The sequence below is a fragment of the Polynucleobacter tropicus genome (assembly GCF_013307225.1).
Classification (GTDB): domain Bacteria; phylum Pseudomonadota; class Gammaproteobacteria; order Burkholderiales; family Burkholderiaceae; genus Polynucleobacter; species Polynucleobacter tropicus.
This window is the reverse complement of record NZ_CP028942.1, coordinates 691,305-716,544: the sequence shown is the minus strand read 5'-3', so window position 1 is coordinate 716,544 and position 25,240 is coordinate 691,305. Positions and strand designations below refer to the sequence as shown.

The 25,240-nt window shown below is 45.7% G+C and carries 22 protein-coding genes, 1 tRNA gene, 1 other RNA gene, 2 pseudogenes and 1 riboswitch; of the genes and pseudogenes, 15 read left to right on the top strand and 11 right to left on the bottom strand.

The genetic code is table 11. The features are described 5' to 3' along the window. Complete coding sequence (locus tag DCO17_RS03825) at positions 1-2,136, bottom strand: TonB-dependent receptor (RefSeq protein ID WP_254598811.1); 2,136 nt, start codon at positions 2,134-2,136, stop codon at positions 1-3. Between the two features lie 124 nt (positions 2,137-2,260). After that, positions 2,261-2,471, bottom strand: a riboswitch (cobalamin riboswitch). Between the two features lie 55 nt (positions 2,472-2,526). Between DCO17_RS03825 and DCO17_RS03820 the strand changes: the two genes are divergently transcribed. From DCO17_RS03820 to DCO17_RS03805, 4 genes and pseudogenes are all read left to right on the top strand, one after another. After that, positions 2,527-2,799, top strand: coding sequence for a hypothetical protein (locus tag DCO17_RS03820; protein ID WP_173955475.1), 273 nt, complete (start codon positions 2,527-2,529; stop codon positions 2,797-2,799). Then, positions 2,720-2,995: pseudogene (locus DCO17_RS10540) on the top strand (cell division protein ZapA); the annotation flags it as partial. The gene DCO17_RS03820 and the pseudogene DCO17_RS10540, both read left to right, overlap by 80 nt. Before the next feature lie 99 nt (positions 2,996-3,094). Then, a non-coding RNA gene (gene ssrS / locus DCO17_RS03810) (6S RNA) lies at positions 3,095-3,313 on the top strand. Further along, positions 3,314-4,132 (top strand): sulfite exporter TauE/SafE family protein, encoded by an 819-nt coding sequence (locus DCO17_RS03805; protein WP_173955474.1) that lies wholly within the window; start codon positions 3,314-3,316, stop codon positions 4,130-4,132. It abuts the RNA gene before it with no gap. An 11-nt stretch (positions 4,133-4,143) separates the two neighbouring features. Here DCO17_RS03805 and DCO17_RS03800 read toward each other — a convergent pair whose 3' ends face one another. From DCO17_RS03800 to DCO17_RS03765, 8 genes are all read right to left on the bottom strand, one after another. Further along, a complete protein-coding gene (locus tag DCO17_RS03800) occupies positions 4,144-5,667 on the bottom strand; it encodes a malonate--CoA ligase (protein WP_173955473.1) in 1,524 nt (507 codons plus the stop codon). A 36-nt stretch (positions 5,668-5,703) separates the two neighbouring features. Then, positions 5,704-7,062 carry a TRAP transporter large permease gene (locus DCO17_RS03795; RefSeq protein ID WP_173955472.1) on the bottom strand — a complete coding sequence of 453 codons (1,359 nt, stop codon included), beginning with the start codon at positions 7,060-7,062 and terminating at the stop codon, positions 5,704-5,706. 1 nt (position 7,063) lies between these two features. After that, positions 7,064-7,570 (bottom strand): TRAP transporter small permease, encoded by a 507-nt coding sequence (locus tag DCO17_RS03790; protein ID WP_173955471.1) that lies wholly within the window; start codon positions 7,568-7,570, stop codon positions 7,064-7,066. A 1-nt stretch (position 7,571) separates the two neighbouring features. Next, complete coding sequence (gene dctP, locus DCO17_RS03785) at positions 7,572-8,645, bottom strand: TRAP transporter substrate-binding protein DctP (protein ID WP_437342813.1); 1,074 nt, start codon at positions 8,643-8,645, stop codon at positions 7,572-7,574. A 135-nt stretch (positions 8,646-8,780) separates the two neighbouring features. Continuing rightward, the gene (locus DCO17_RS03780; RefSeq protein ID WP_173955470.1) at positions 8,781-10,085 is read right to left on the bottom strand and encodes a malonyl-CoA decarboxylase domain-containing protein; all 1,305 of its coding nucleotides are present in this window, start codon (positions 10,083-10,085) and stop codon (positions 8,781-8,783) included. Between the two features lie 61 nt (positions 10,086-10,146). Further along, positions 10,147-10,938 (bottom strand): prolipoprotein diacylglyceryl transferase, encoded by a 792-nt coding sequence (gene lgt, locus DCO17_RS03775; RefSeq protein WP_173955469.1) that lies wholly within the window; start codon positions 10,936-10,938, stop codon positions 10,147-10,149. A 19-nt stretch (positions 10,939-10,957) separates the two neighbouring features. Next, complete coding sequence (locus DCO17_RS03770) at positions 10,958-11,425, bottom strand: DNA polymerase III subunit chi (protein WP_173955468.1); 468 nt, start codon at positions 11,423-11,425, stop codon at positions 10,958-10,960. 11 nt (positions 11,426-11,436) lie between these two features. After that, positions 11,437-13,047 (bottom strand): leucyl aminopeptidase, encoded by a 1,611-nt coding sequence (locus DCO17_RS03765; protein ID WP_173955467.1) that lies wholly within the window; start codon positions 13,045-13,047, stop codon positions 11,437-11,439. A 174-nt stretch (positions 13,048-13,221) separates the two neighbouring features. Between DCO17_RS03765 and lptF the strand changes: the two genes are divergently transcribed. From lptF to DCO17_RS03750, 3 genes are all read left to right on the top strand, one after another. Next, positions 13,222-14,337, top strand: a complete 1,116-nt coding sequence (gene lptF, locus DCO17_RS03760) for an LPS export ABC transporter permease LptF (RefSeq protein WP_173955466.1) — start codon at positions 13,222-13,224, stop codon at positions 14,335-14,337. After that, positions 14,334-15,488 (top strand): LPS export ABC transporter permease LptG, encoded by a 1,155-nt coding sequence (gene lptG / locus DCO17_RS03755; protein WP_173955465.1) that lies wholly within the window; start codon positions 14,334-14,336, stop codon positions 15,486-15,488. The genes lptF and lptG overlap by 4 nt, the downstream gene beginning before the upstream one ends. A 65-nt stretch (positions 15,489-15,553) precedes the next feature. Beyond that, positions 15,554-16,495: a CysB family HTH-type transcriptional regulator gene (locus tag DCO17_RS03750; RefSeq protein ID WP_173955464.1), complete on the top strand. Its 942-nt coding sequence runs from the start codon at positions 15,554-15,556 to the stop codon at positions 16,493-16,495. A gap of 64 nt (positions 16,496-16,559) precedes the next feature. On the opposite strand, the gene DCO17_RS03745 is transcribed toward DCO17_RS03750, so the two are convergent. Further along, a tRNA-Leu gene (locus DCO17_RS03745) sits at positions 16,560-16,644 on the bottom strand. A gap of 151 nt (positions 16,645-16,795) precedes the next feature. On the opposite strand from DCO17_RS03745, the gene DCO17_RS03740 reads away from it, so the two are divergent. The 8 genes and pseudogenes from DCO17_RS03740 (at position 16,796) to rng (ending at position 23,465) form a co-directional block, all read left to right on the top strand. Then, positions 16,796-17,515 carry a YebC/PmpR family DNA-binding transcriptional regulator gene (locus DCO17_RS03740; RefSeq protein WP_173955463.1) on the top strand — a complete coding sequence of 240 codons (720 nt, stop codon included), beginning with the start codon at positions 16,796-16,798 and terminating at the stop codon, positions 17,513-17,515. 44 nt (positions 17,516-17,559) lie between these two features. Next, entirely contained in the window at positions 17,560-18,837 is a 1,278-nt protein-coding gene (gene purD / locus DCO17_RS03735; protein WP_173955462.1) for a phosphoribosylamine--glycine ligase, read from the top strand. Positions 18,838-18,882: 45 nt separating this feature from the next. Then, entirely contained in the window at positions 18,883-19,794 is a 912-nt protein-coding gene (gene hemF, locus DCO17_RS03730; protein ID WP_173956694.1) for an oxygen-dependent coproporphyrinogen oxidase, read from the top strand. Continuing rightward, positions 19,791-20,492: a nicotinate (nicotinamide) nucleotide adenylyltransferase gene (gene nadD, locus DCO17_RS03725; RefSeq protein ID WP_173955461.1), complete on the top strand. Its 702-nt coding sequence runs from the start codon at positions 19,791-19,793 to the stop codon at positions 20,490-20,492. The genes hemF and nadD overlap by 4 nt, the downstream gene beginning before the upstream one ends. A 40-nt stretch (positions 20,493-20,532) precedes the next feature. After that, positions 20,533-20,916: pseudogene (gene rsfS / locus DCO17_RS03720) on the top strand (ribosome silencing factor); the annotation flags it as partial. A gap of 17 nt (positions 20,917-20,933) precedes the next feature. Further along, positions 20,934-21,377, top strand: coding sequence for a 23S rRNA (pseudouridine(1915)-N(3))-methyltransferase RlmH (rlmH, locus tag DCO17_RS03715; RefSeq protein ID WP_173955459.1), 444 nt, complete (start codon positions 20,934-20,936; stop codon positions 21,375-21,377). 4 nt (positions 21,378-21,381) lie between these two features. Further along, positions 21,382-22,005, top strand: coding sequence for a Maf family protein (locus DCO17_RS03710; RefSeq protein WP_437342812.1), 624 nt, complete (start codon positions 21,382-21,384; stop codon positions 22,003-22,005). Beyond that, positions 22,002-23,465: a ribonuclease G gene (rng, locus tag DCO17_RS03705; RefSeq protein WP_173955458.1), complete on the top strand. Its 1,464-nt coding sequence runs from the start codon at positions 22,002-22,004 to the stop codon at positions 23,463-23,465. Before DCO17_RS03710 ends, rng begins: the two co-directional genes overlap by 4 nt. A gap of 5 nt (positions 23,466-23,470) precedes the next feature. Here the strand turns inward: rng and msbA are convergent, their stop codons facing one another. Continuing rightward, a complete protein-coding gene (msbA, locus tag DCO17_RS03700; RefSeq protein ID WP_173955457.1) occupies positions 23,471-25,234 on the bottom strand; it encodes a lipid A export permease/ATP-binding protein MsbA in 1,764 nt (587 codons plus the stop codon). Positions 25,235-25,240: the final 6 nt, after the last annotated feature.

The window sequence follows — 25,240 nt, the reverse complement described above, 5'->3', positions numbered from 1 at the left end:
TCAGTTAAAACTATATTTAGCCGTCAAAAAGACTGATCTGCCATCAGAGGGATAGTAGTAATAGTTGTAGCCAGAGGCTCCACTAGCATTTGTGATGAATGCATAACCCCCAGTTGTTGCATAGTGGGCATTTCCTACGTTCTTAACAATAAACTTTACATCCCATTGCTTTTCTGCGTAGTTCACAAACACATCACCCGTGGTGTATGCAGGCATTTGGCTTAATGAGTTGTAATCAGTCCAGGCACTCACCCCTGTATCGTAACGCTGGCTGCTAACAAAATTAACAACCCCGCCCAAGGACCAATTGGAATCAACTGCATAATTAGCTCTCGCATTAAGCAATAGGTTTGGTGCCAAAGCTACAGCGTAACCTGCATAAGGACCATTTGCATAAACGGAATTTTGAAATTGCCCACCCGCAGCAAGCGTTAATCTATTGGTTAGACTTGATGACGCATCTAGATTTATGCCTCTACGATTAATGTAATAGTCAGAATTAATATTGTTTCCACTATCTACATCATATCGAATCTCATTCTGCGTAACGGAAGAGAATGCGGCTCCATGAAGCTTTAAATTGCCAATTAACCAGTCTCCGCCAATCTCATAAGCCTGGGTCGTTTGAGGTTTCAAAATTCCGCTAAATGCTCTGTTATAGGTTGCTTGATCCCAACCCCAATACTCATCAATATTGGGGAATCTATAAGACTGATTCCACTTAATATAGATTCTTTGATTTTTCTGATAGTTGTAATTTAAAGCTACATCTCCTGCATTGGCGGAAAAAGTTTTGCTAGCATTTTTACCTGCATTAGAGTTATAGGCTGTCGTTAAGGAATTATCGTAAGCCGTGGCACTTTGTGTTTGATGTCGAAATCCACCACTAAAGTCAACGCTTTCCACTAGAACCAGCTTTAGAATTCCATATATCGACTGATTGAGCTGACTGGCAGATTGAGTACCTTGCTCAGTTGAGCTTGGATTTTTAATTTTATTCGCCGCAAGCATTGCAGCATAGGTATTTGGACTGTATGCGTTATAGCCACCCTGGCTAGACTGATTAAACTCATAACCCAAAATTCCACTGCCAAAACCATTAAAGGTTGACTTAAATCGCGGACTAAGATTCATTGTCCAACCATTTAGGTTGCTATTGCCAGCACCGTAATTGCCAACTCCTATTGCCGCAGTACTGTCATAGTATGGTGTATAAAAAAATGTAGACTTATTTGAGTAATATCCGTCAAGCTCAGCAATATTTTGCGAGCTAAGCTCTTTAGTGCCGCCAAATCGGATACCGGAGTTGCTTACAGTCGTGTTAGCTCCAACGTTATTAAATTTAGGGGCTTGAGGATTTCCAGACCCGACTTCACCAACCACTCCGCCAGGGTTCTGAGCATTTGTATATGCATAAAAAAGATCGGTATAAATTTTATCTATACCGCCAAATGACTGAGTAATTTTTCCATCAAATGAATAAGCATTTGCAGCAGAATTCTGTCGCCAACCATTTGAATTTGAAGTATTAGCGGTTACTTGATAAGTAGTTTTATCAACACTGTCACGAACAATAGCATTACCAATAGTGGTGCCAAAGCTGCCATAACTAATGCTTGCTTGGTTTAATTTTGCTCGATTGCCATTGGTAATAATGTTAATTACGCCACCAACCGCACCATTGCCATATTGGACGCTTGCACCACCCCTTAAAATCTCAATTCTTTCAATTGAGTCAATTGGGACTGATTCCCAGTTAACGTTGCCCGAATCAATCGGATTAATTCTTTGCCCATCAACAAGGACAAGGGTATTACTACTTGCAGTAGCACCATAGCCACCCATATCAACGGTAGCATCCAAATTTAACTGCCCACCATTGGTGCTTCTTACATTTAAGCCTCCAATTTGCGACAAGACATCTGGAATATTTTGAGATGTTGAGTTTGCTATTTCATCTCGAGTGATCACTGTTACGTTTGCAGGAACCTCGTTTAAGTTCTCCTCAAAACGAGAACCTGTCACAACAACCGTTTGCTGACTCGAGGATTGGGAATAGGAGTTAAGACTGGATACTGCAAATACTCCACCAAGCAATAACTTGGTTAACTTACTTTTTTGAAAAAAATGCTTCACATTGGACTTTCAGTATTCGGTGACCAATTAACTTCCCCGTTAATTAGTCCGAACAAAGTTCACAAATAGAAATAGCATGCTGAGGTTAATCATTAACCAATCGGCGCGCAAACTCCCACGTTGCAAACTCTACCTACTGAGGCCGGTATCCGGGCTGGCGAGTTTAGGTATTTCACCTTCCCATGCAATTAGATTGCACAGTGGTTTACTGAAATACTGAGTACTTAAAGCACACTCGCTTACCGTTGCGGGGACAGCGCACGTTTGGTTAGTGCTTCCCGTTTAACTTCAATGCCCCTTTAGGGCTTTGAAGCACCATCAGCACGCCCACTATAGCATATGAGCCTTAATTGATATGAAATAACTCCCGCCTGAGGCTACAATGCCCATATGAGCGAGCCAACCTCCCTGCCCCCAAGTCTTGATGACCTCAGCGCGTCAATTCAGCGCTTATCTGAAAAGATTTCTCTTGTTCAAGATGCTGTGCGCAACCTGACTCAGAGTCGAGTGCAACTTGAGGGAAAGATTGAGGATGCTCAAAAACGTGTACAACGTATTTTGAGTCGCTTGCCAGAGCAAAACGATGGACGCCAACTCAACTTACTTGGCGAAACAATTCCAACAACTAATCCAGAGGACGACAGTGAGCCAACAACGCATTGAAGTAACCCTTGCTGGTCAAAAAATCACTTTAGCCACCAGCGCTGAACATGAACCACTGCTTCGTGCAGCCTGCGTATTAGTTGACGAACAAATTCAACTTGCCATTAGTGGTGGCAATCGCAGCATTGAGCGCGCCAGCATGATGGCCGCACTCAAAATTGCTGGTGACCTAATTAAGCTGCAAAAAAATTCAGCGCAACAAAGCTCTTCCTCTAATGTCAGCTCTGATGAAGTTAGCCGTCTTCAAGCAGAGATACGGAGCCTCGAAGATCAAGTGGACGCTTTGATGCAAACTCTTTCCCTGCCTGGTTCGCCAAGGCCAATAGTTCCTTGAACCGATGCGCAAGCATCAGGAACGATCTTTACCTTGTGGGCGTGAGCGTTTTGCGGGTTCACAGTGCCAACTCAGACTTGGTTTCTCCCTGAACTCCTTAATGCACCCGAAACAAAGTAGCCGTTCCACCTTGAACCTTTGGGTTCAGGATGACGGCCTAGCGGCTAAGGCGGGGAATTCATGTTACTAAGCGATATCTTGATGTTGATGCTGTGTGGAAGCATCTCCGGGTTTTTAGCAGGACTTCTTGGCATTGGTGGCGGCATGATCTTGGTGCCGTTCATGATTCTTGTTTTTAATCACCTCGGCTTTAATCAAGAGGTGATTGTGCACATGGCTATCGCTACAGGCATGGCCACAATTTTATTTACCACCTCTTCCGCCATTTGGGCTCACCACAAACACGGCTCGATTGATTGGAAATTAGTCGCATCACTCAGCCCCGGAATGATTTTTGGCGGACTTGTTGGTGGAAGTGAATTATTTGAAGCTTTAAAGACATCTTGGCTTTCATTGTTCTTTGCTATTTTTATTGTTTACACATCAATTCAGATGCTGCTGAATAAGAAGCCTACAGCGGGCAGAGATCTGCCTGGTGTTATCGGTCTTTTCTCCTTCGGAACCTTCGCAGGCGCTTTAGCCAGTCTCGTTGGCGCAGGTGGCGCCTTTATTACCGTGCCATTTATGCTTTGGTGCAATGTAAAGCCACACACAGCAATGGCAACCTCTTCAGGCTTAGGTCTTCCAGTTTCGCTGGCTGCAACTATTGGTTATATGTATGGCAGCTGGGGTAACCCCAACCTTCCATCAGGATCTTTAGGGTTTGTGTACTTGCCTGCGGTCGCCTGCATTGTGATTGTGAGTATCTTTACGGCACCCTTTGGCGCCAAGATGGCCAGAAAACTTAACGTCGCTCAACTCAAACGCGTCTTTGGCATCATGCTGTTTTTCCTTGCAGCCTTCATGTTTAATGAAAGCCGCAAGGCATTTGGTTTCTAACAGCTACTGAATCAACTGCTGTATTGCTGACGCAGAATATTCTTCTGCACTTTACCCATTGCATTACGCGGTAAATCTGAAACAATCTCTAAACGCTTTGGAATCTTAAAGTTAGCAATCTGGGTTTTCAGTGTTGCAATCATGGCATCGGCATTCAACTTGGCACCCGCTTTAGGGACTACGATTGCCATTACTGCCTCACCAAAATCAGGATGTGGAATACCAATTACCGCGCTCTCATCCACGCCATCCATATCATCAATAAAACCTTCGATTTCTTTTGGATACACGTTGTAACCACCAGAAATAATCAAGTCCTTGCTGCGTCCAACGATGCACAGGTAATCATTTGGAGCTTTGCCGCCATTGGCCTCACCACCCCAACGACCTACGTCACCAGTCTTAAACCAACCGTCTTTGGTAAATTCTTCTGCGGTTTTTTCTGGCATGCGCCAGTAGCCTTTAAATACATTCGGGCCTTTTACCTGAATGCTACCGATGTCATTCACGCCGCATGGTTTATTTTTATCATCTACCACGCGCACTTTCACGCCCGGCAATGGCAATCCAACTGATCCGCCTACGCGCGGACCTTTGCATGGATTAGAGACCAGCATCACTGTCTCACTCATGCCATAGCGCTCTAAAATGGGCTGACCAATAACCTTTTTGAAGGTATTAAAGGTTTCAGTAAGCAATGGTGCTGAGCCTGAAATAAATAGACGCATATTGCGTGCTACTTCCTTATTAAATCCTTTATCAGCTAGGAGGCGAACATAGAAAGTTGGCACACCCATCAGCACTGTTGAATTAGGCATGTGATGAATTAACTGCGCCACATCCAAACGTGGCAACCAAATCATCTTGCTACCGTTGATCAGTGCGCCATGCGCCGCTACAAAAAGACCATGCACGTGGAAAATTGGCAAAGCGTGTAAGAGCACGTCACCTTTTACCCAACCCCAATACTTTTGCAACACTTGAGCATTGCTATACAGATTCTTATGAGTCAGCATTGCACCTTTACTGCGACCAGTAGTGCCAGAGGTGTACAAGATAGCAGCTAAGTCATCGTCTTTAGTGGTTACTGTTTTAAACACATCGCTCAACTTACCTGCGCGCTCAAGCAAAGTACCAGTGCGGTTGTCATCTAAGGTTAGGACATGTTTTGTGCCCGCCTTGGTTGCAACCTTCGATACCCAGGAGTAATTCTTACTACTGCAGACCACTAGAGCTGGCTCAGCGTTTTCAATGAAGTACTGCATCTCAGCCGCTTGATAGGCGGTATTGAGTGGCAAGTAGACATAACCAGCGCGGATCGTAGCTAAGTACAAAAACAGGGCTTCAGGAGATTTTTCAACTTGAACTGCAACTCGAGCACCTGCCGGGAGCTTCAGACTCTTCAATAAATTCGCGAGCTTGGCTGTAGCTCGCTCCAAGTCACTCCATGAGTAATACAAGCCATCATGGGTCTCAATGGCGCAGGCTGATTTATCTTTTGGAAAGCCTTTTTCCAATACTGAATACAAATTCATGAAGTAGTCCTAGTAAATGCAGTTATTTCAATTCAATCAATGAACCCTTGCTGGTCCCATAACGTAGTCAGATAAACCAGTAGCAATCTCTGGCATAAAGCAGAGAAGCACAACCGAGAGAATCATGATCACAACAAATGGTAGAACTCCATAAATGATTTCATTTAGGGAAATATCGGGTGCAATATTTTTAATCACAAAGATATTGAGACCTACCGGTGGATGTATTAATCCTGTTTCCATCACGATGGTCATCACAACACCAAACCACACCAAGTCAAATCCTGCGGCACGCAATGGTGGCAAAAAGATAGGTGCTGTCATCAAAATGATCGACACTGGTGGCAAAAAGAATCCCAAAATAATCACCAGAATCAAGATGGCAGTTAAAAGACCCCATCTACCCAAGCCAAGATCGACAATGGCTTGCGCCGCCGACTGACTTAAATGCAAATGACTCATGACATTTGAGAACAATAAAGACATGCCAATAATAAACATCAGCATGGTGGACTCTTTAATGGTGGCATTGAGCAATGGCGATAAATCTTTGACGCGCCACATCTTGTAGATGCCCGCAATCAAGGCAAAAGCCAAAATCGCACCAAGGCCAGCAGTCTCAGATGGAGTTGCATAACCTCCATACAAAGCAACCATCACACCAATCAATAGAACCAAGAATGGCAGTACGCGAGGGAGTGAACTCATTTTCTGCTGCATGGTGTAAGTCTGTCGCTCCAAAATAGCCTGCTTTGGAGCGCCCTTCTCTACTGCATTTAGAGCTATGTTGTATTCCTTGCGGAAACGATATACGGTATACATAGAGAAAAAGACTACTAACATCAAACCAGGGCCAATACCCGCGAGGAATAATCTGCCCAATGATTGCTCCGCAGCAACAGAGTAAAGAATCATGGTGATGGAAGGGGGCAACAAGATGCCGAGTGTTCCACCGGCGGCAATGATGCCTGCCGCTAAGCCGGAGGAATATCCACGCTTACGCATCTCTGGTATGCCAGCGCTACCAATTGCTGAGCAAGTTGCCGGACTTGAACCCGCCATTGCAGCAAATAATGCGCAAGCCAGCACGTTTGCAACGCCAAGTCCACCAGGAACCTTGCCTAACCAAACATGCAATGCCTCGTACAAATCTTGACCAGCGCGTGATCGACCAATAGCCGCGCCCTTCAAAATGAATAGCGGAATTGAGAGTAAGGTAATGCTCGCCATCTCTTCATATACGTTCTGGGTAACTGTATCTAATGAAGAAGCTGGCATGAAGAAGAACATAAATACAACTGCGACAGAGCCAAGCGCAAATGAAATTGGCATGCCTGAGAACATAATCAACAAAGTGACTACGCCAAATAACAACCCGAGCATCATGATAGACATGCTATTCCCCTTTGTTTGGATTAACTACATCTCCAAACGCTTGGAGCAAAACTTGGAATGCCAATAAAGTCATCCCGATCGACATCATGATGTATGGAATCCACAAAGGTGGCGCCCATGAGGATGATGTAACTTGACCATCCACCCAAGCCTCATGAAATAAAGTCCATGACTTCCAAGCGAAGAATGCACAAAAAGCAAATGATGCAATGTCAATCAGCAAGACTCTGACCTGGTTGACCGCCTTAGGAAGCATTGTCGAGATCGCAGAGATCCCAACGTGCCCCCGAATTTGCTGCACATAGGCACCACACAAAAATGTCGCACCTACTAAGCAGAAAACCGCAGCCTCATCTTGCCAATCTGTCGTAGCCCCAAAAAAAGCACGGGAAGCTACGCTGTAACTCAAAATTACTGAGGCTGCGACCAAGGCCAATGACCCTAAAAAGACCATCAGTCGATTAATGCCTGACATAAAGCGGTCAGTCGCTTGCAAAAGCTCACTCATATCAGCTTATTTTTTCCGCAGCTTTAAGTAATGCCGCACAACTTTCGTTCTTCTCTGAGTAATCTTTCCATGCGGTATCACGAGCAATTGCTTTCCACTTTTCTACAACTGCGGCATCAACATCAGACACCTTACTACCAGCTCTTGCATAAGCTAGGGCTGCAGTCTTATCGTCATCCTTCGCCGCATCCATTCCAAACTTTTCCATTTCGGCACCAGCAGCCATCAATGCATCACGCTGGTCTTTTGGCAATGAGTCAAAAATTTGTTTTGACATCATCAAAGGCTCCAACATGAACCAATAGGATTTTTGACGGGCGCTTGTAAAAGCCTTAGCAAGCTCTTCCAACTTAAATGACATGAAACTGGTAGAAGAGGTATAGGCTGCATCCATTGCGCCAGTCTGCATTGCAGCATAAATCTCATTGGATGGTAGGGAGATCACCGAAGCGCCAGCAGCTTTGAGCATCAAATCAAACTCACGGCTACCACCACGGATCTTTAAGCCTTTAACATCCTCCGGTAGAACAATTGACTTTGAGCGACTTGCGACACCACCCGCTTGCCAAACCCAACTCAAAAGAATAATTCCCTTATCTTCCAAAACCTTAGTTAGCATGCGACCGACTTCCGCAGTCTTCCACTTGGCTGCCTGCTCGTAGCTACTCACCAATGCCGGCATTAATCCAATATTCAACTCTGGCACTTCACCGCCTGCATATGGCATTGGAAACAGTGAGATATCCAAGGCACCCTTACGCATTGCACTGAATTGCGCATTGGTTTTCATCAATGACGATCCTGGATAAACCTGAAATTTCAATGCCCCCTTAGTGCGCTTTTCTACAGATTCAGCAAATTTTCTGCACAGACGATCGCGAAAATCACCTGCCTGAATTGTTCCACCAGGAAATTGATGAGAAATATTCAATGTCTTGGTCGCGCCCTGGGCTGATGCATTTGAGCCGTAACCCATCACTCCCGCCAAAGGCAAAGCGGCTGATCCAGCCAATAATTGCCGACGAATAGTATTTGGCTTTGATTGGCCTGCATTCAAATGAAATTTGTTGCTCATGCTGATCTCCTCATTAGTTCATTCTTCTACTATTTATATAGCCTGGATTTTGGTGCCCAGTTCTCTCCATTCTAAAGCGAATCACTCGTTGGGATTCTGCCTTTGATGCCCCTCCTAAATACCCTCCACGGCAAATCAGACCTGCATTAAACGCCCTACAGCACGGGAATAATCAATTTCTCCATGGGTAAAGCGCTCATGATTTTCTTCCACAGAAGATAAGTCGTATAGGTAATTGACCATCAAAGAGGCGGATTGGCGCAAGCCTTTACGAGATAAATCCCCCGCCCAATTGATTTGATGCAACTTGGCACCATTACCCAAGTGAAACTTAGCAACTGGATTGCCGTTTCTACCAGCAGACCCCAAAGCAAGATAAATACTCGCAAGACAGAGTAATGCAGACTTTTCTTTTTCCGTTGCAGTATCGGGATGCCATCCAGCGCTGAGTCGCTCCGTCCAAGATCGATTAGCCAGATCCAACACCTCCAAAGATTGCTCTCGAGCCAATCGAACCGCTGGTTTTAGTTGAACACCGGTTTTTTCATCGCTTATATCGGCGCCCGCAGCAACCCAATCAATAAATCCTGGGATAGGAGAAAGCGTTACAAAGGTTTTAATGCCAGGGAATTCAGCATGCAATTTCTCGGCAACACGTTTAATCAAGAAGTTGCCCATGGAAACGCCACGTAAACCAGGTTCGCAGTTACTAATGGAATAAAAAGCGGCAACTTTGTATTGCGATGTCTGATGCACGGTCTCTGCCTTCTTGTCTACCAAAGGCGTAATCACCGCTGGAATCTCCGGGAGTAATGCAACCTCAACGAAGATCAGAGGCTCATTAGGTAACTGCGGATGAAAGAAGGCAAAGCAACGACGGTCAGGCTGTAGACGTCTGCGTAGATCATCCCAACCATCAATAGCATGGACAGCCTCGTGTTGAATCAACTTCTCCAATATCTCCGCTGGCGACTTCCAGTCAACCTGGTGCATTTTCAGAAAACCAGGGTTAAACCATGAAGATAAGAGATGACGCAAATCGAAATCCACTGCAGTCAGCTCAGGCTGTTTATCCAGTAGCTGCAATAAATCACGACGCATTGCAACTAAGTCGGCAGTTCCGTTCGTTGCGCGATTTAAGCGACGAAATAATTCTTGTCTTGGTGGTTCCGCAACCCGCTGCAATTTAATGTAGTTGCGCGCGCTAGCTTCTACGGAAAAGTTTTGCGCAGCACTCATCACTGCAACAGGATCCGGATTTAATTTCTCAAATAAAAAAGTAAAAAACTTTAGATGCTGATCTTTGGTGAGCTTACGATAGTTATTAAATACATCGTCCGCCATACTTAGGGCATTAGACTCGCCTCGCTCAGAAATCAGACGATTAACTGCGCCTGTGACTCTTGAGAAATATCGCGCTTTTGCTAACTTTTCAAGCATTTGAATAACTTTCTAATGACTTACAAAGATTAAACAGGGTTCGCACTTCACTTAACTCAAATTATGAAGCCAAAGACGTTAATCTGCGTTGCATTAGATAGATGCCAAAGATGACCATGGGTACGCAAAGCCATTGACCCATAGATAAGCCAAGGCCTAAGAGGCCTAAAAATGCATCGGGCTCCCTAGCGTATTCCGCCAAGAAACGACATACGCCATAACCCAACAGGAATAAACCGGAGATCTGACCTACCCTTCTAGGCTTGCTTGCGTAGATCCATAACACCACCCCAAGCAAGACACCCTCTCCAAGCAATTGATAAATTTGGGAAGGATGGCGTGGAATTGAATCCACCAAGGGAAACACCATCGCCCAAGGCAAGTCCGTTGGTCTGCCCCAAAGCTCACCATTAACAAAGTTGCCCAGACGCCCAAAGGCCAATCCAAACGGTACTAAAGGCGCAACCAAATCACTGACAACGAAAAATTGCGTGCCCTTCTTTTTAGCGAACCAGAGCAAAGCCAGCAACACACCCAAGAGGCCACCATGAAAAGACATACCGCCTTCCCAAATCTTCAAAATATTCAATGGATGTGCAAGATAAAAACCAGGCATATAGAACAGGGTATAGCCAATACGCCCACCAAGCACTACACCCAAGACACCTGCAAATAGTAAGTCCTCTAGATCTTTATAAGTCCAACCTAAGACTTGATAGCGTGGCGCCCGAATACGCAAACGACCAAGCAACAAGAATTGAGCAAACGCCATGAGATACATTAATCCATACCAGTGAATCGCAAAAGAACCAATGCGTATCGCAGCAGGATCAAACTGTGGATGAATCAACATGAAAAATGGGGATTTACTTTTATTTAGATTGAGATTGGTCAAAGTTGTGCAGCTCGTGACCAAGTTCACGATAGGCTTTATAACGCTCGCGCCCCGCTAAACGCTCAGCCTCATTAACTGTCACCACTTCAACAATACGGGGAAATCTCGCAACCAAAGCTGGCACATCAGTAGGCATACGCATACCTAGATGAATCATGACGTCAGCATGAGGAATGGCGGCAAGCGATGGTGATGCAAAGCTCTCGCTCAGAACAATAGGCGTTTCAGCAGCAGCCTCATCATCAATGTAACAGTGGGGTAAAAAATCAGTACTACTAAATGACCAGAGCAATTCATCCAGCTTTTTGAGATCTGCTTTTTCTCCAACAATCACAATATTGCGTACGGGCTGACCTTCTGGTGTCGCACTCCAAATTTTGCGCGTCAGACGGCATGCATATTCCAATTTGTCAGCCACATTGCTGTGAAAATCAATTCTTGCCATGGTTGCTAGATTTATTTTTGCTCGAGCAAAAAGTTCACTAATAATGGCACTGGGCGCCCAGTAGATCCTTTAGCGGCCCCACTCTTCCATGCGGTGCCTGCGATATCCAGATGCGCCCATTTATATTTCTCAGCAAAGCGCGAGAGAAAACAAGCCGCAGTCACACTACCAGCAGGACGACCGCCAATATTGGCCACATCCGCAAAGTTGGACTTCAATTGCTCGTGATAGGCGGCATCTAATGGCAATCTCCATACGGTATCTAAAGAGTCTTTACCTGCTTTGGTAATGGCATGCACCAAATCTTCGTCGTCAGAGAACAAGCCGCTATGCACATGACCCAAAGCAATGATACATGCGCCCGTAAGAGTGGCGATATCAATCACTGCTTTTGGCTTGAAACGCTCAACATAGGTAAGCGCATCACAGAGAATTAAACGGCCCTCAGCATCCGTATTGAGAATTTCAATCGTTTGGCCAGACATGCTCTTCACAATATCGCCAGGACGCGTTGCTTTGCCTGAAGGCATGTTTTCACAAGTAGGAATGACGCCAATGACATTCTTCTTCAATTTCATCAGGCCAACTGAATACATTGTGCCAATGACTGATGCAGCGCCACACATGTCGTATTTCATTTCATCCATTGCTTCGCCTGGCTTTAATGAAATTCCGCCGGTATCAAAAGTAATTCCTTTGCCTACCAAAACAATCGGTGCCTCACTAGCTTTACCGCCTTGATGACGCATCACGATAAATTGAGGTGGCGTTTCCGATCCTTGCGCCACAGATAAAAAAGATCCCATACCAAGCGCTTGAATTTGTTTAAGGCCGAGCACCTCTACCTTCAGCCCCGCCTTTTTAGCTAAACCCTGAGCGGTTTTGCCAAGATAGGTAGGCGTACATACATTCGGAGGTAAGTTACCCAAATCCTTGGCAAGGTTCATACCCTCAACCATCGCGCCACCCTGCTCTACAGCGAGCTTCAACTCTTTTGCGCACGCATCGTTGCCTGCAAATACCAAATGCTTGAAAGTGTCAGCCTTATCCTTAGCTTTAAATTTCATTGCGGGTTGGCGCACACCAAAGCGGTAAGCCTGGTCGCCTGCATATTGAATTGTCAGACGCACTTCTTGAGCAATTGCCTCGGTTGATTTTGAATGCGTAAAGCTTGGGGAGAACCAAATGGCATTCTCAATAGAGCCACCACTCAACGCCTTCAATCCTGCACGAGCCACTTTAGAGTAGGCATGAAGACTGCGCTCAGATGATAGATGCAAATCACCCAAGCAAATTAACAGCACACGTTTTGCCTTCACAGCATTTGCTGACCATGACTTGTCTGCTCTCAAGACACAAACAGAAGCTTGCTTGTCATACAGATCACCCAACACATGAGCATGACTTACAGCCCCACCTAAACAAATATCTAACTCAGCCAAAAGGCCCGATTTTGTTTTTGCGGCCTTAGTTCCAGCAAAGCCATCCAAATCTGTTTTGGAGTAAGCCAAAACCAAACAATCCGTCGTTTGGGCTAATAGGGTTTTTAGGCTGGATTTAAGAGTTTTGGCGCCCTGAAGGTCTGCTTGAGGGAAAATCTTGGTACTTAATTGAATAGTCATGATGAATTGCGTTACTTTTAGGTCGATCTAAGGTCTAAAGATACAGATTTATGATGTTTATCCATTATCCTCCGACATGAGATTAACCTAATTTGTCTAACCATACTGATAAGCAATCAAACCCCCAGAAACCAAAAGTTAGTCCTAATTTAGCCCCAGACAAATCCCCCATCCATGATCTTTAAAAGTGCCCTCCGCCGCGAACTAAGCTTTACTACTGGTGGGGTCTTTTTGGTGCTGGTAACCATTATGGTCACCACCTTGGTGATTCGAATCCTAGGTTATGCAGCTAACGGCACTGTCAACCCCGAGGATGCCATCGTACTGATCGCATTAGCCACCCTAGGTTACCTTGCTGTTTTATTAACCGTTTCACTATTTGTTGCCACCCTCATTGTCTTGGTGCGTTGGTACAAAGACTCGGAAATGATCGTCTGGTTCGCTAGCGGACTAAGTATCAGCAACTTAATTCGGCCAATTTTGCAATTTGCTACGCCACTCATTATTGTGATCGCCCTACTCGCTCTTTTTGTGTGGCCTTGGGCCAATCGCGAGACAACGCTGATTAGTCAACGCTTTCAGCAACGCGATGACGTCTCGATGGTGAGCGCTGGACAATTCAAAGAATCCGCCCGAGCCGAGCGGATTTTCTTTATCGAAGAGCTTGATGTCGACAAGAGTGAAGTTAAGAATATTTTCGTTGCGGACAATAAAAATGGGCGCCTGAGCATTGCCGTTGCCTCTACTGGATTCATTCAAAACTCAGAAGGCGGAGAAAAATCTATCGTGCTTCGTAATGGGCGTCGCTATGAAGGATATCCCACAGAGCCTGATTTCCGGATATTGGAATTCAATGACTACACCACCAAGATTCGCAGCAAAGAGGCTCTAGCACCAGCACCTCGTGATAGAGAAAAAACCATTTCTGAATTGCTAAACGACGGCAACCCCAATGCCATCAATGCGAACCGCGCTGAATTGCTATGGCGCATAGGCCTGCCACTCATGGCATTGGGTTTAGTGCTCATTGCCATTCCCCTCGCTTACGTCAATCCCCGCCTCGGCAATTACACCGCTATGTTTTATGCGGTTCTCATCTATTTGATTTACAGCAACTTACTGAATCTCACGCAAAATTTTGTTGCCCAAGGAAAGTTCAGCGTATTTGTTGGTGTCTGGCCTATTCACCTGCTGGCCTTACTGATCGCGACGATATTAATTCGTAATCGTATTAACCCATCAGTGAAGTGGTGGCGTCGTCAATTACCTGCTGCATTAGCTAAAAAATGAAATTGCTCTTTCCCCATATTTACGAACGCTATTTAGCCAAGCAAATTTATGTTGCGTTTGGTTTTATCTTGTTTGCATTGGTAGCGCTATTTCTATTTTTTGACATCCTGAGCGAACTGGGATCAGTACAAGGCAGCTACACTCTACCGCTAGCGCTATTACATGTTTTATTAAAAGCGCCAGGCCGTATTTCTGAAATCATTCCTATTGCAGGCCTGATCGGCAGTATCTATGTGTTCGCGATGATGGCCAGTCAATCCGAGTTCACCATCCTGCGTATCGCTGGATTAGATGTGAAGCGCGGTCTGATTGCGCTCACCAAGATTTCTATCCCATTAATCGTTCTCACGCTTGTGATGAGTGAATGGGCTGGTCCATATGCTGAGAATAAGTCAGAGCAGATCCGTATGAAGGCGCTTGGCGCTACATACTCCTCGCAATTTAAGACCGGTGTTTGGGTTAAAGATCGCCTACGTGATGAGGATGGTAGCGGTCCTGTACGCCCTGGAGTTCGTTATGTCAACGTGGGAAATGTTGATAAGGACAATGAGATTCGCAACATTCGCATGTATGAATTCAACGATACCTACAATTTGCTTTCCATTCGTAGTGCACCCTCTGGTCACTTTGATGAGGGTGGTATTTGGGTTCTCAATGATGTAACCGAGACACGTTTCAAGGAAATAAAACAATCTGATCCACTAAATCCTGTATTTAGTGCGCAAACATTTACTCACCCGATTTTGACTTTGGAATCTGAGGTAACGCCCCAAATTTTGAATGTGCTCTTAATTAGTCCAGAAAAAATGTCGATTGTGAGCTTGGGTCGCTTTATTGCGCATCTCCAAGAAAATAAACAAGATGCAAAACGCCATGCGATCGCATTCTGGAAAAAAGTGATCTACCCCCTCACTATTTTCGTGATGCTTGCTCTCGCACTGCCCTTTGCATATTTAAAGGTGCGCGCTGGTAGCGTGGGTATCAAAGTATTCGGCGGCATCATGCTTGGCATGAGTTTCCAACTTTTTAATTCTTTATTCTCCAATGTGGGGCTGCTGAGCGCATGGCCGGCACTTTTGACAGCTTTAATTCCCCCAATGTTTTATTTCTTCTTAGCCCTTGTAGCGCTAAGATGGGTTTCTAAAGCCTAATACCTAAAATTCATATAGAATTTGATTCCTATATCTTTGTAGATATATAGACAGGAGTCGTTCTCATGAATTTGCATCAATTTCGCTTTGTCCGTGAAGCCGTTCGTCAGAACTTTAATTTGACCGCTGCTGCTAAAGCCCTCTTCACTTCACAACCTGGTGTTTCAAAAGCCATCATTGAACTTGAGGATGAGCTCGGCGTAGAAATTTTTCGTCGACACGGCAAACGCATTCGCTCGCTAACAGAACCGGGCAAACGCATCTTGGTTTCTATTGAGCGCATTCTGGATGAAGTGGAAACTTTGAAACGCGTGGGCAAAGATTTTGCGAGCCAAGATCAAGGCAACTTCGTTATTGCGACTACACATACTCAAGCACGTTATGCGCTTCCTAAAGTACTTACAGAATTTACTAAGCGCTTTCCAAAAGTGCGTGTCAGTATTCAACAGGGTAGCCCAGGGCAAATTGCTGAACTCCTTATTCATGATCGCGCCGATATCGCAATTGCTACCGAGGGTATTGCGAATACCCCTGGAGTGCTTGCCCTGCCTGGATACCAGTGGCAACACGTCATCATGGTTCCACTAAGCCACCCCTTGCTAAATCAAGCCACTGTTACCTTAGAAGAAATCGCAAAATATCCCATCATTACTTATGACAAAGCTTTTGCTGGTCGTAGCAAAATTGATGCTGCATTTGCGCAGCGCGGCATCACTCCCGACATTATCTTGGAAGCGATTGATGCTGACGTGATTAAGACCTATGTTGAGGCTGGCATGGGCATTGGTATTGTTGCTGGGCATGCATACGACACTGACAGAGATCGCAATCTGAAAGTTGTTCCTGTGGGTCATTTATTTGGAAACAACGTCACCCACATTGGCGTGAAGCAAGGCGCTTATCTACGTTCTTTTGTGTACACCTTCATTGAACTGTTCTCGCCAACACTCACCAAGAAAATTGTTGAGCAGGCTATGAATGAAAAGGCGGAGACTTACGAGATCTAGTTACAGATCCAGTAGTACTAGGCACTTATCGGAAGAATCTTGGGATTGAAATAGGTTCAATAGATGGTGCCTCGGGGCGGACTCGAACCGCCACGCCTTGCGGCACCGGATTTTGAGTCCGGCACGTCTACCAATTCCATCACCGAGGCAGGTGTTTGCAGTGGAAATTCTGCTTAATTAGCCAAATTGCTACAGCTGAGACATGAGAGTGTAACAAAAATGCCTCCCTGCCACCTACCTCGCATTCAGAACCCTTTAAAATAGGGTCTTATAGCCAAATAATGCAAAGGACTTACCCGTATGGCCGGCCATTCGAAATGGGCCAATATTCAGCACCGCAAAGGACGTCAAGACGAAAAGCGCGGCAAGATTTGGACCAAGCTCATCAAGGAAATCACCGTTGCTGCCAAGTTAGGCGGTGGCGATATTTCCACTAACCCCCGTTTACGCCTCGCCATCGATAAGGCAAAAGATGCCAATATGCCCAATGACAACGTGCAAAGAGCAATTGCTCGTGGCACCGGCTCATTAGAGGGCGTGAACTATGAAGAAATCCGTTACGAGGGTTATGGCATTAACGGCGCAGCGGTGATCGTAGATTGCTTGACTGATAACCGTACTCGCACCGTAGCTGAGGTTCGTCACGCTTTTAATAAAAATGGTGGCAATATGGGTACCGAAGGTTCTGTTGCCTTCTTATTCAAGCATTGCGGTCAAATGCTATTCGCACCAGGCACAAATGAAGACCAACTCATGGAAGTGGCATTAGATGCTGGTGCTGATGATGTGATTAGTCATGATGACGGATCCTTTGAAGTGCTTACGCCTGTGCCTGATTTTCCAAAAGTACAAGATGCCATTGCTAAAGCAGGATTAAAGGCGGAGCTAGCTACGATTGCGATGCGTCCTGAAACAGAGATCGCTCTCGAAGGTGATCAAGCTGAAAGTATGCAAAAGTTACTGGATGCACTAGAGAACCTAGATGACGTACAAGAAGTATTTACCAACACCGCTCTATAACCCTCGCTCTATAACTCTATTTATTCTTTTTTATATTTGTCATTATGAAAATTCTTCTCGTTGGATCCGGTGGACGTGAGCACGCATTAGCTTGGAAGTTAGCCCAGTCGCCACAGGTACAAACCGTATATGTGACACCAGGCAATGGTGGCACCGCCACTGCAAAGCAAACTGCAGCTGGCATTGAAAACCTTCCGATTACCGGCCTTCAAGAATTGGCTGACTTTGCCAAACGTGAAAAGATTCATCTCACTGTAGTTGGCCCAGAAGCACCGCTAGCGGCTGGCATTGTTGATGTATTTCGTAATAACGGTTTACGCATTTTTGGCCCAACACAATTGGCCGCTCAACTCGAATCATCAAAAGACTTTTCTAAAGCTTTTATGAAACGTCATGGTATCCCTACTGCTGACTACCAAACATTCTCGAGCGCAGTAGAAGCGCATGCTTATATTGATGCCAAAGGCGCGCCGATTGTGGTTAAGGCTGATGGTTTAGCGGCAGGCAAAGGCGTGGTAGTCGCCATGAGCCTTGAAGAGGCGCATGCAGCAGCAGATATGATGCTGGCCGACAACAAATTAGGCAATGCTGGCGCACGAGTTGTGATTGAAGAATTCCTCACTGGCGAAGAGGCTAGCTTTATTGTTTTAGTTGATGGGAAAAATGTTCTTGCATTAGCGACCAGTCAAGATCACAAGCGTTTATTAGATGCCGACCAAGGTCCTAATACCGGCGGTATGGGCGCTTACTCCCCTGCCCCTGTTGTTACACCTGAAATTCATGCACGCGCTTTACGTGAAGTAATCATGCCAACTGTTAAGGGCATGGAAGCCGATGGTTTGCCATACACAGGATTCCTCTATGCGGGACTCATGATTACGCCTGATGGAAAAATCAAAACACTCGAGTTCAATTGCCGTATGGGCGACCCTGAAACCCAGCCAATCATGGCTCGCTTGCGCAGCGATCTAGTAAATGCCCTGGATCATGCTGTCGATGGCAAGTTAAATGAAGTTGAATTGGAATGGGATCGTCGTACCGCACTAGGTGTTGTGCTTGCTGCACACAACTATCCAGATACTCCACGTAATGGCGACGTCATTACCGGCATTCCAGCGGATACCGATGACCAAATCACCTTCCATGCGGGCACCAAATTACAAGATGGAAAAGTGGTCACTTCTGGTGGGCGCGTTCTTTGTGTTGTTGGTTTGGCGGATACCGTTAAAGGCGCGCAACAAAAGGCTTATGATGCAATTAGCAAAATCCAATTTGATGGCATGCAATACCGCAAGGATATTGGCTACCGAGCTATTAAGTAAAACTTCCAATAGAGATTCGATCTTTTGTCAGCAGAACAAACCCAAATTGATATAGCAGCCCTCAAGAATTATTTTCTAGGCCTGCAAGATCGCATCACTAGCGCAATGAGCGCACTTGATGGCAAAGTTTTCATCGCCGATGAATGGCATAAGCCTGAAGATAGCAAGCTCAAAGGATATGGTCGCACCTGCATTTTGGATGGCGGCAATATTTTGGAAAAAGGCGGCGTTGGCTTCTCCCATGTTCGCGGCGACCAAATGCCCCCTTCCGCGTCGCATCACCGTCCTGAAGTAGCTGGTCGCAGCTTTGAGGCCATGGGGGTTTCCTTGGTCTTCCATCCCAACAATCCTAAAGTACCGACTACGCACATGAACGTGCGCTGCTTCATTGCTCAAGCGCCCGATAAAGAACCAGTGTGGTGGTTTGGTGGTGGCTTTGACTTAACGCCCTACTACGGTGTTGATGAAGATTGCAGGCACTTTCATCAAACCGCAAAAGATGCGCTTGATCCTTTTGATAAGGCCCTCTACCCTCGCTTTAAGAAATGGTGCGATGAGTACTTTTACTTAAAGCACCGAGAAGAACCCCGCGGTATTGGTGGAATATTTTTTGATGACTTTAATGAGTTAGGGTTTGAGAAGAGCTTTGCCATGACTCGCGCAGTCGGTGATGCATTTATAAATGCTTACCTTCCAATTGTTGAAAGACGCTATAAAGATTCCTTTACTGCCGAAGAAAAGTCATTCCAAGAATATCGCCGTGGTCGCTACGTGGAATACAACCTCATCTTTGATCGCGGCACTATCTTTGGGCTGCATTCTGGTGGGCGCACTGAGTCAATCTTGATGTCGATGCCACCAGTGGTGCAGTGGCGTTATAACTGGCATCCAGAGCCAGGCACGCCCGAAGCCAAACTCTATGACTATTACCTCAAACCACGTGATTGGTTAGCTTGAGCACTATAGAAACAAGTTCTCGCAAACGCATTGGTATTTTGGGTGGTACCTTTGATCCGCCTCATGTTGGTCATTTAAAGCTTGCAACTCATTTTGCAAAACTTCTGCACCTCGATAGCCTATTATTTGTGCCTAGCGGTGAACCTTGGCAAAAAGGTACTGGCATTACCCCTGCTGAAACTCGCTATCAATTAACGGAAGCAGCTGGCGTTGATTTAGCAAGAGCATTTCTGTATCTGAAGATTCCGACCCAAATTGGAATTGATCGCATTGAAATCGATCGCGCAGGACCAAGCTATTCGATTGACACCGTTAAGGAATTGCGAAAGCGATTTGGCGATGAAGCTAGCCTTATCTGGTTGATGGGTGCAGATTCACTGAATGCGCTACCCAGCTGGAACTCTTGGAAAGAACTCCTCAATTATGTGAATTTCGCTGTGGCAAGCAGACCTCATCATGATCTTGAGGCAAATAGAAGCGCTGAAGTAAAAGAATTGCTACTCAATCATCAAACCATGGATGCAAGTGCTCTTGAAAACCAAGCTTTTGGCCTTATTTATGTAGATGAGACACTAGCAGTGGATCTTTCTTCAACAAACCTGAGAAAACAGCTTAAAACCGCGCGTAATTCGATTGAGGTCGAAGCTATTCCATCTCAAACCCTCAGCCTAATTCACAATCTGGGCTTGTATCAGTAATCAAGCTAAGATCGCATACAACATTAGAATAGTTAACGATATGGACTTAAAAAAATTACAACGCGTCATCATTGATGCCTTAGAAGATGTGAAGGCGCAAGATATTCGCGTATACGACACCACCAAGCTAAGCGAACTATTTGATCGCGTCATCATTGCAACTGGTTCTAGCAATCGCCAAACACGATCTTTAGCTATGTCGGTCAAAGAAGAAGTAAATGCCAAAGGTGGAGAAGTCATCTCGATTGAAGGCCTAGAAACTGGCGAGTGGGTGCTAGTCGATTGCGGCGATATCGTGGTGCACATTTTGCAACCGATGTTGCGCTCTTATTACCAGCTCGAAGGCATGTGGGGTGCTAAGCCCGTGCGCGTAAAATTAGCTGGTAGCAAGGGTCTAGCTAAAGCAAGCGAGTCCGACGAAGAGTAATTTACGTCCCGCCAATGCGTTTAACCATTGTTTCCGTTGGCCACAAAATGCCAGACTGGGTTGCCACCGCAACCCAGGATTACATCAAGCGTATGCCTGCCGATTGCAGCATTGATATCAAAGAAATCAAACCAGATCTGACCCCCGCTAAAGAAGCTGTAAAGATCCTGGCGGCGATACCAAAGGGATCACGCGTCATTGCCTTAGATGAGCGTGGCAAAGATCAAACTACGCAGAACCTAGCTACTCAATTAGCTAATTGGCGTCAAGAAGGTTTTGACATCACATTCTTGATCGGTGGCGCGGACGGCTTAGATGCGGACCTTAAGAAGAATGCTCAGGCTATGTGGAGACTATCTAGCCTCACAATGCCGCATGCGATGGCAAGAGTCTTGCTCGTAGAACAACTCTATCGTGCATGGACTATTCTGCAAGGCCATCCCTATCATCGCGAGTAATCTCTTGAGTGACTTTATCTACCTGGCCTCTCAGAGCCCTAGACGTCAAGAACTCTTAAAACAAATTGGGGTTCGCTATGAAATGCTGCTTCCTCGACCTGGAGAAGATGCTGAAGGTATTGAAATTCCTTTTCCCCAAGAAAAAGCTCGCGATTATGTGAAACGCGTCACTCTAGCGAAAGCGTCATTAGCGCTCGCACGTTGGAAAAAAACTGGTTTACCTTGGGTGCCTATTCTCTGTGCGGATACTACGGTGAGCCTACCCAATAGTGCCGATGGGGAAATTCTTGGAAAACCGATTGATGCAAATGACGCTCGCCGAATTCTAGAAATGCTGAGTGGCAAAACCCATGAAGTATTAACGGCTGTTGCCCTCATCAACAATCCAGAAGATGTGCCAAATTGCGTAGTCCAGATATCGGAAGTGGAATTCACCTATCTCTCCTCGGAACAAATTAATAGCTATATCGCTAGCGAAGAGCCTTTTGGTAAGGCTGGCGCCTATGGCATTCAAGGCAACGCTGGCGCTTTCATCTCCAAGATCACTGGGAGTTATAGCGGTATCATGGGGCTTCCGCTTTACGAAACTGCTCAACTACTGGATCACGCGCGAATTACCCGTATATGAATGAAGAAATTCTAATTAATATCACCCCGCAAGAAACGCGCGTTGCACTTATTCAGCAAGGCGCTGTTCAAGAACTACAAATTGAGCGCACTCGTCAGCGTGGCATTGTTGGCAATATCTATCTTGCAAAGGTTGTCCGAGTGCTACCAGGCATGCAATCCGCCTTTATTGAAATTGGTCTAGAGCGCACCGCTTTCATGCATGTAGCGGACATTACCCAAAATAATCCGCAAGCCCAAATCGAGAAGTTATTGTTTGAAGGTCAAACGCTGTTAGTGCAGGTCTTAAAGGATCCGCTTGGCACCAAGGGCGCGCGCCTAACTACACAATTGAGTATTGCTGGTCGCAATCTTGTTTACCTCCCCCCAGCAGGAACTGATGTTGCTACCGAGAAATACATTGGGGTATCTCAGCGCATAGACCAACCAGAAGAGCGTGAAGCGATCAAAGCGCGTCTAGCGGGTTTAATGGCTGAAGATGAAAAAGGTGGAATTATCGTGCGCACCAGCGCTCAAGATGCTACCGATACCGAGTTGCAGCACGATATGCACTATCTCAGAACTACCTGGGAAAGCATTCGTGTCGCTATGAAACATAAGGCGGCACCAAGCTTGTTATATCAAGATCTCAGCCTTGCGGAACGCGTACTACGCGATGTTGCTGGCGAAGAAACTACGCAAATTCGAGTGGACTCTGCCGAGAACTTTGAGAAGCTCAAGGGCTTTGCCAATCTGTATATGCCCAACCTCTTAGGTAAGCTAACTCTGCATCGCGGCGAACGCGCCCTCTTCGATCTATTTGATGTCGATGCTGAAATTAATAAGGCGCTTGGTCGTCGGGTTGACCTCAAGTCTGGCGGTTACCTCATGATTGATCAGACAGAGTCCATGACAACGATTGATGTCAACACCGGAAGTTATGTTGGTGCTCGTAATTTAGATGACACTGTCTTTAAAACCAACCTAGAAGCCGCTCAAGCGATTGCCCGTCAATTGCGTTTACGGAATCTTGGCGGCATCATCATCATCGACTTCATTGACATGATCAGCAAAGATCATCAAGAAGCTGTTTTAAATGAATTGAAGCGCAATCTTGAGCGCGATCATGCCCGCACCTCGGTGAGTGATTTCTCCGCATTAGGCTTGGTAGAGATGACGCGTAAACGTACTCGTGAATCACTAGCCCATATCACCTGCGAGCCCTGCCCCACCTGTACCGGCAAGGGCGAGATCAAAACCGCGCAGACCATCTGCTACGAGATTTTGCGAGAAATCGTGCGCGAACATCGTCAATTTAATCCGCGTGAATTTAGAATCGTTGCCGCCCCCGATGTGATTGATCTCTTCCTGGAAGAAGAAAATCAATTTTTGGCGCAGCTAGGTGACTTTATTGGCAAACCTATCACCCTACAGGCAGAAGGAAGCTTCCGCCAAGAACAATACGATATTGTCCTTAGCTAGGGATATTAAGCGTTCGCAAACTGAATGCGATGAAGATTGGCGTATAAGCCATCCTTCTTGATCAACTCTTCGTGCGAGCCATTCTCCACAATATGCCCATGCTCAAGCACTACGATGCGATCCGCATGCTCAATCGTTGAGAGTCGATGTGCAATCACCAAAGTAGTTCTGCCCGCCATCAGACGTTCTAAGGCATCCTGCACCTGACGTTCTGATTCTGAATCTAGAGCTGAAGTGGCTTCATCCAAAATCAGGATCGGCGCATTTTTATAGATTGCCCTAGCAATCGCTAGGCGCTGGCGTTGTCCACCGGATAAGCGGTTGCCGTTATCACCAACCAAAGAGTCAATTCCATCTGGAAGCTCACGAATCATGGCGCTCAAATTGGCGGCCTCTAAGGCCTCCATGACACGCCCACGATCAATGCCCTTTTCGCTTGTGGCGCCGTACGCTACGTTAGCTGCAATAGTGTCGTTGAATAAAATCACATCTTGACTTACAAATGCCATCTGCTTTCTGACATCAGCAAGCACAATATCCTCCAATGGATGATCATCGAGGTAAATATGTCCACTAGTAGGCCTAAAGAAACGTGGCAACAAATTAACCAGCGTTGACTTACCACCACCAGAAGGACCAACAAAGGCGACTATTTCACCGGGCTTGATATTTAAATCAATATTGCTCAGAGCATCTTTACGACCTTGCTCTTGCTGATAAGAGAAGCCAACATTCTCAAATCGAATTGCGCCTTTGGCTTTATCCAAGGGCCGCATATTGAGTCGATACTCTTCTGCCTCTTCAAATGGCTGATCCATCAAACCAAAAATCATTTCTGCCGCAGTAAGACCGCGTTGCAATGGCTGATTGATATCTGCTAAATGCTTTAATGGAGAAATCACCAACATCATTGCGGTAATAAAGGCCGCAAACCCACCAACAGTAGTACCCTCTGTGGCTGACTGCATCAAGGCAATCACCAGGACTATGGATAAGGCCATGGAAGCGATTAACTGTGTAATCGGTTGATTCAAGCCCCCTGCGACTGCGGACTTAAGAGCAAATTGGCGCAAGCGCTCCGCCTTTTGCATGAAGCGATTCATTTCATATTCATGGGCACCATGAACCTTCACAATCTTATAACCAGCGGCAGATTCCTCAACGATGTATGCCAGCTCGCTGGTTAAATTTTGTTGCTCCCGATTGAGAGATCTCAAGCGACGATTAATCTTACTCATGATGAAAGCAATGACTGGGAAGATAAATAAAACTACGAGTGTTAACTTCCAGTTCAAGTAAATCAGATAACCCATCAAGCCAACCACTGTTAATGAGTCTCGTACTAAACTAATTAACATGCCGCCCATAATTGACAGCACATTATTTACTTCGAACACCACTGCATTAATTAAGCTTGATGCAGAATTTTTCTGAAAGAACGTCGTACTGGCATGCAACAGCGTCTGAAACATTTGCTCTCGAAGTTTTAAGAGAACCGCATTGATGACGCGCGTCAGCAAGTAGTTCGACAAAAATTGCGCCAAACTCCGAACCAAAGCTAATCCCACTAAAAATACGGGTACTTGCCAAAGCTTGCTATTGAGCTGACCAGTGAAGCCACGGTCCAATAAAGGCTTCATCAATGCAGGTATTGATGTCTCGGCCGCGGCGACCAATGCCATAGCCAACAAAGAGCCGACTATCAGCCCAATATGGGGCTTTAGGTAGGTAATTAAGCGATTTAGTGCGGTACGGTCTTGAGCATTCATATAATG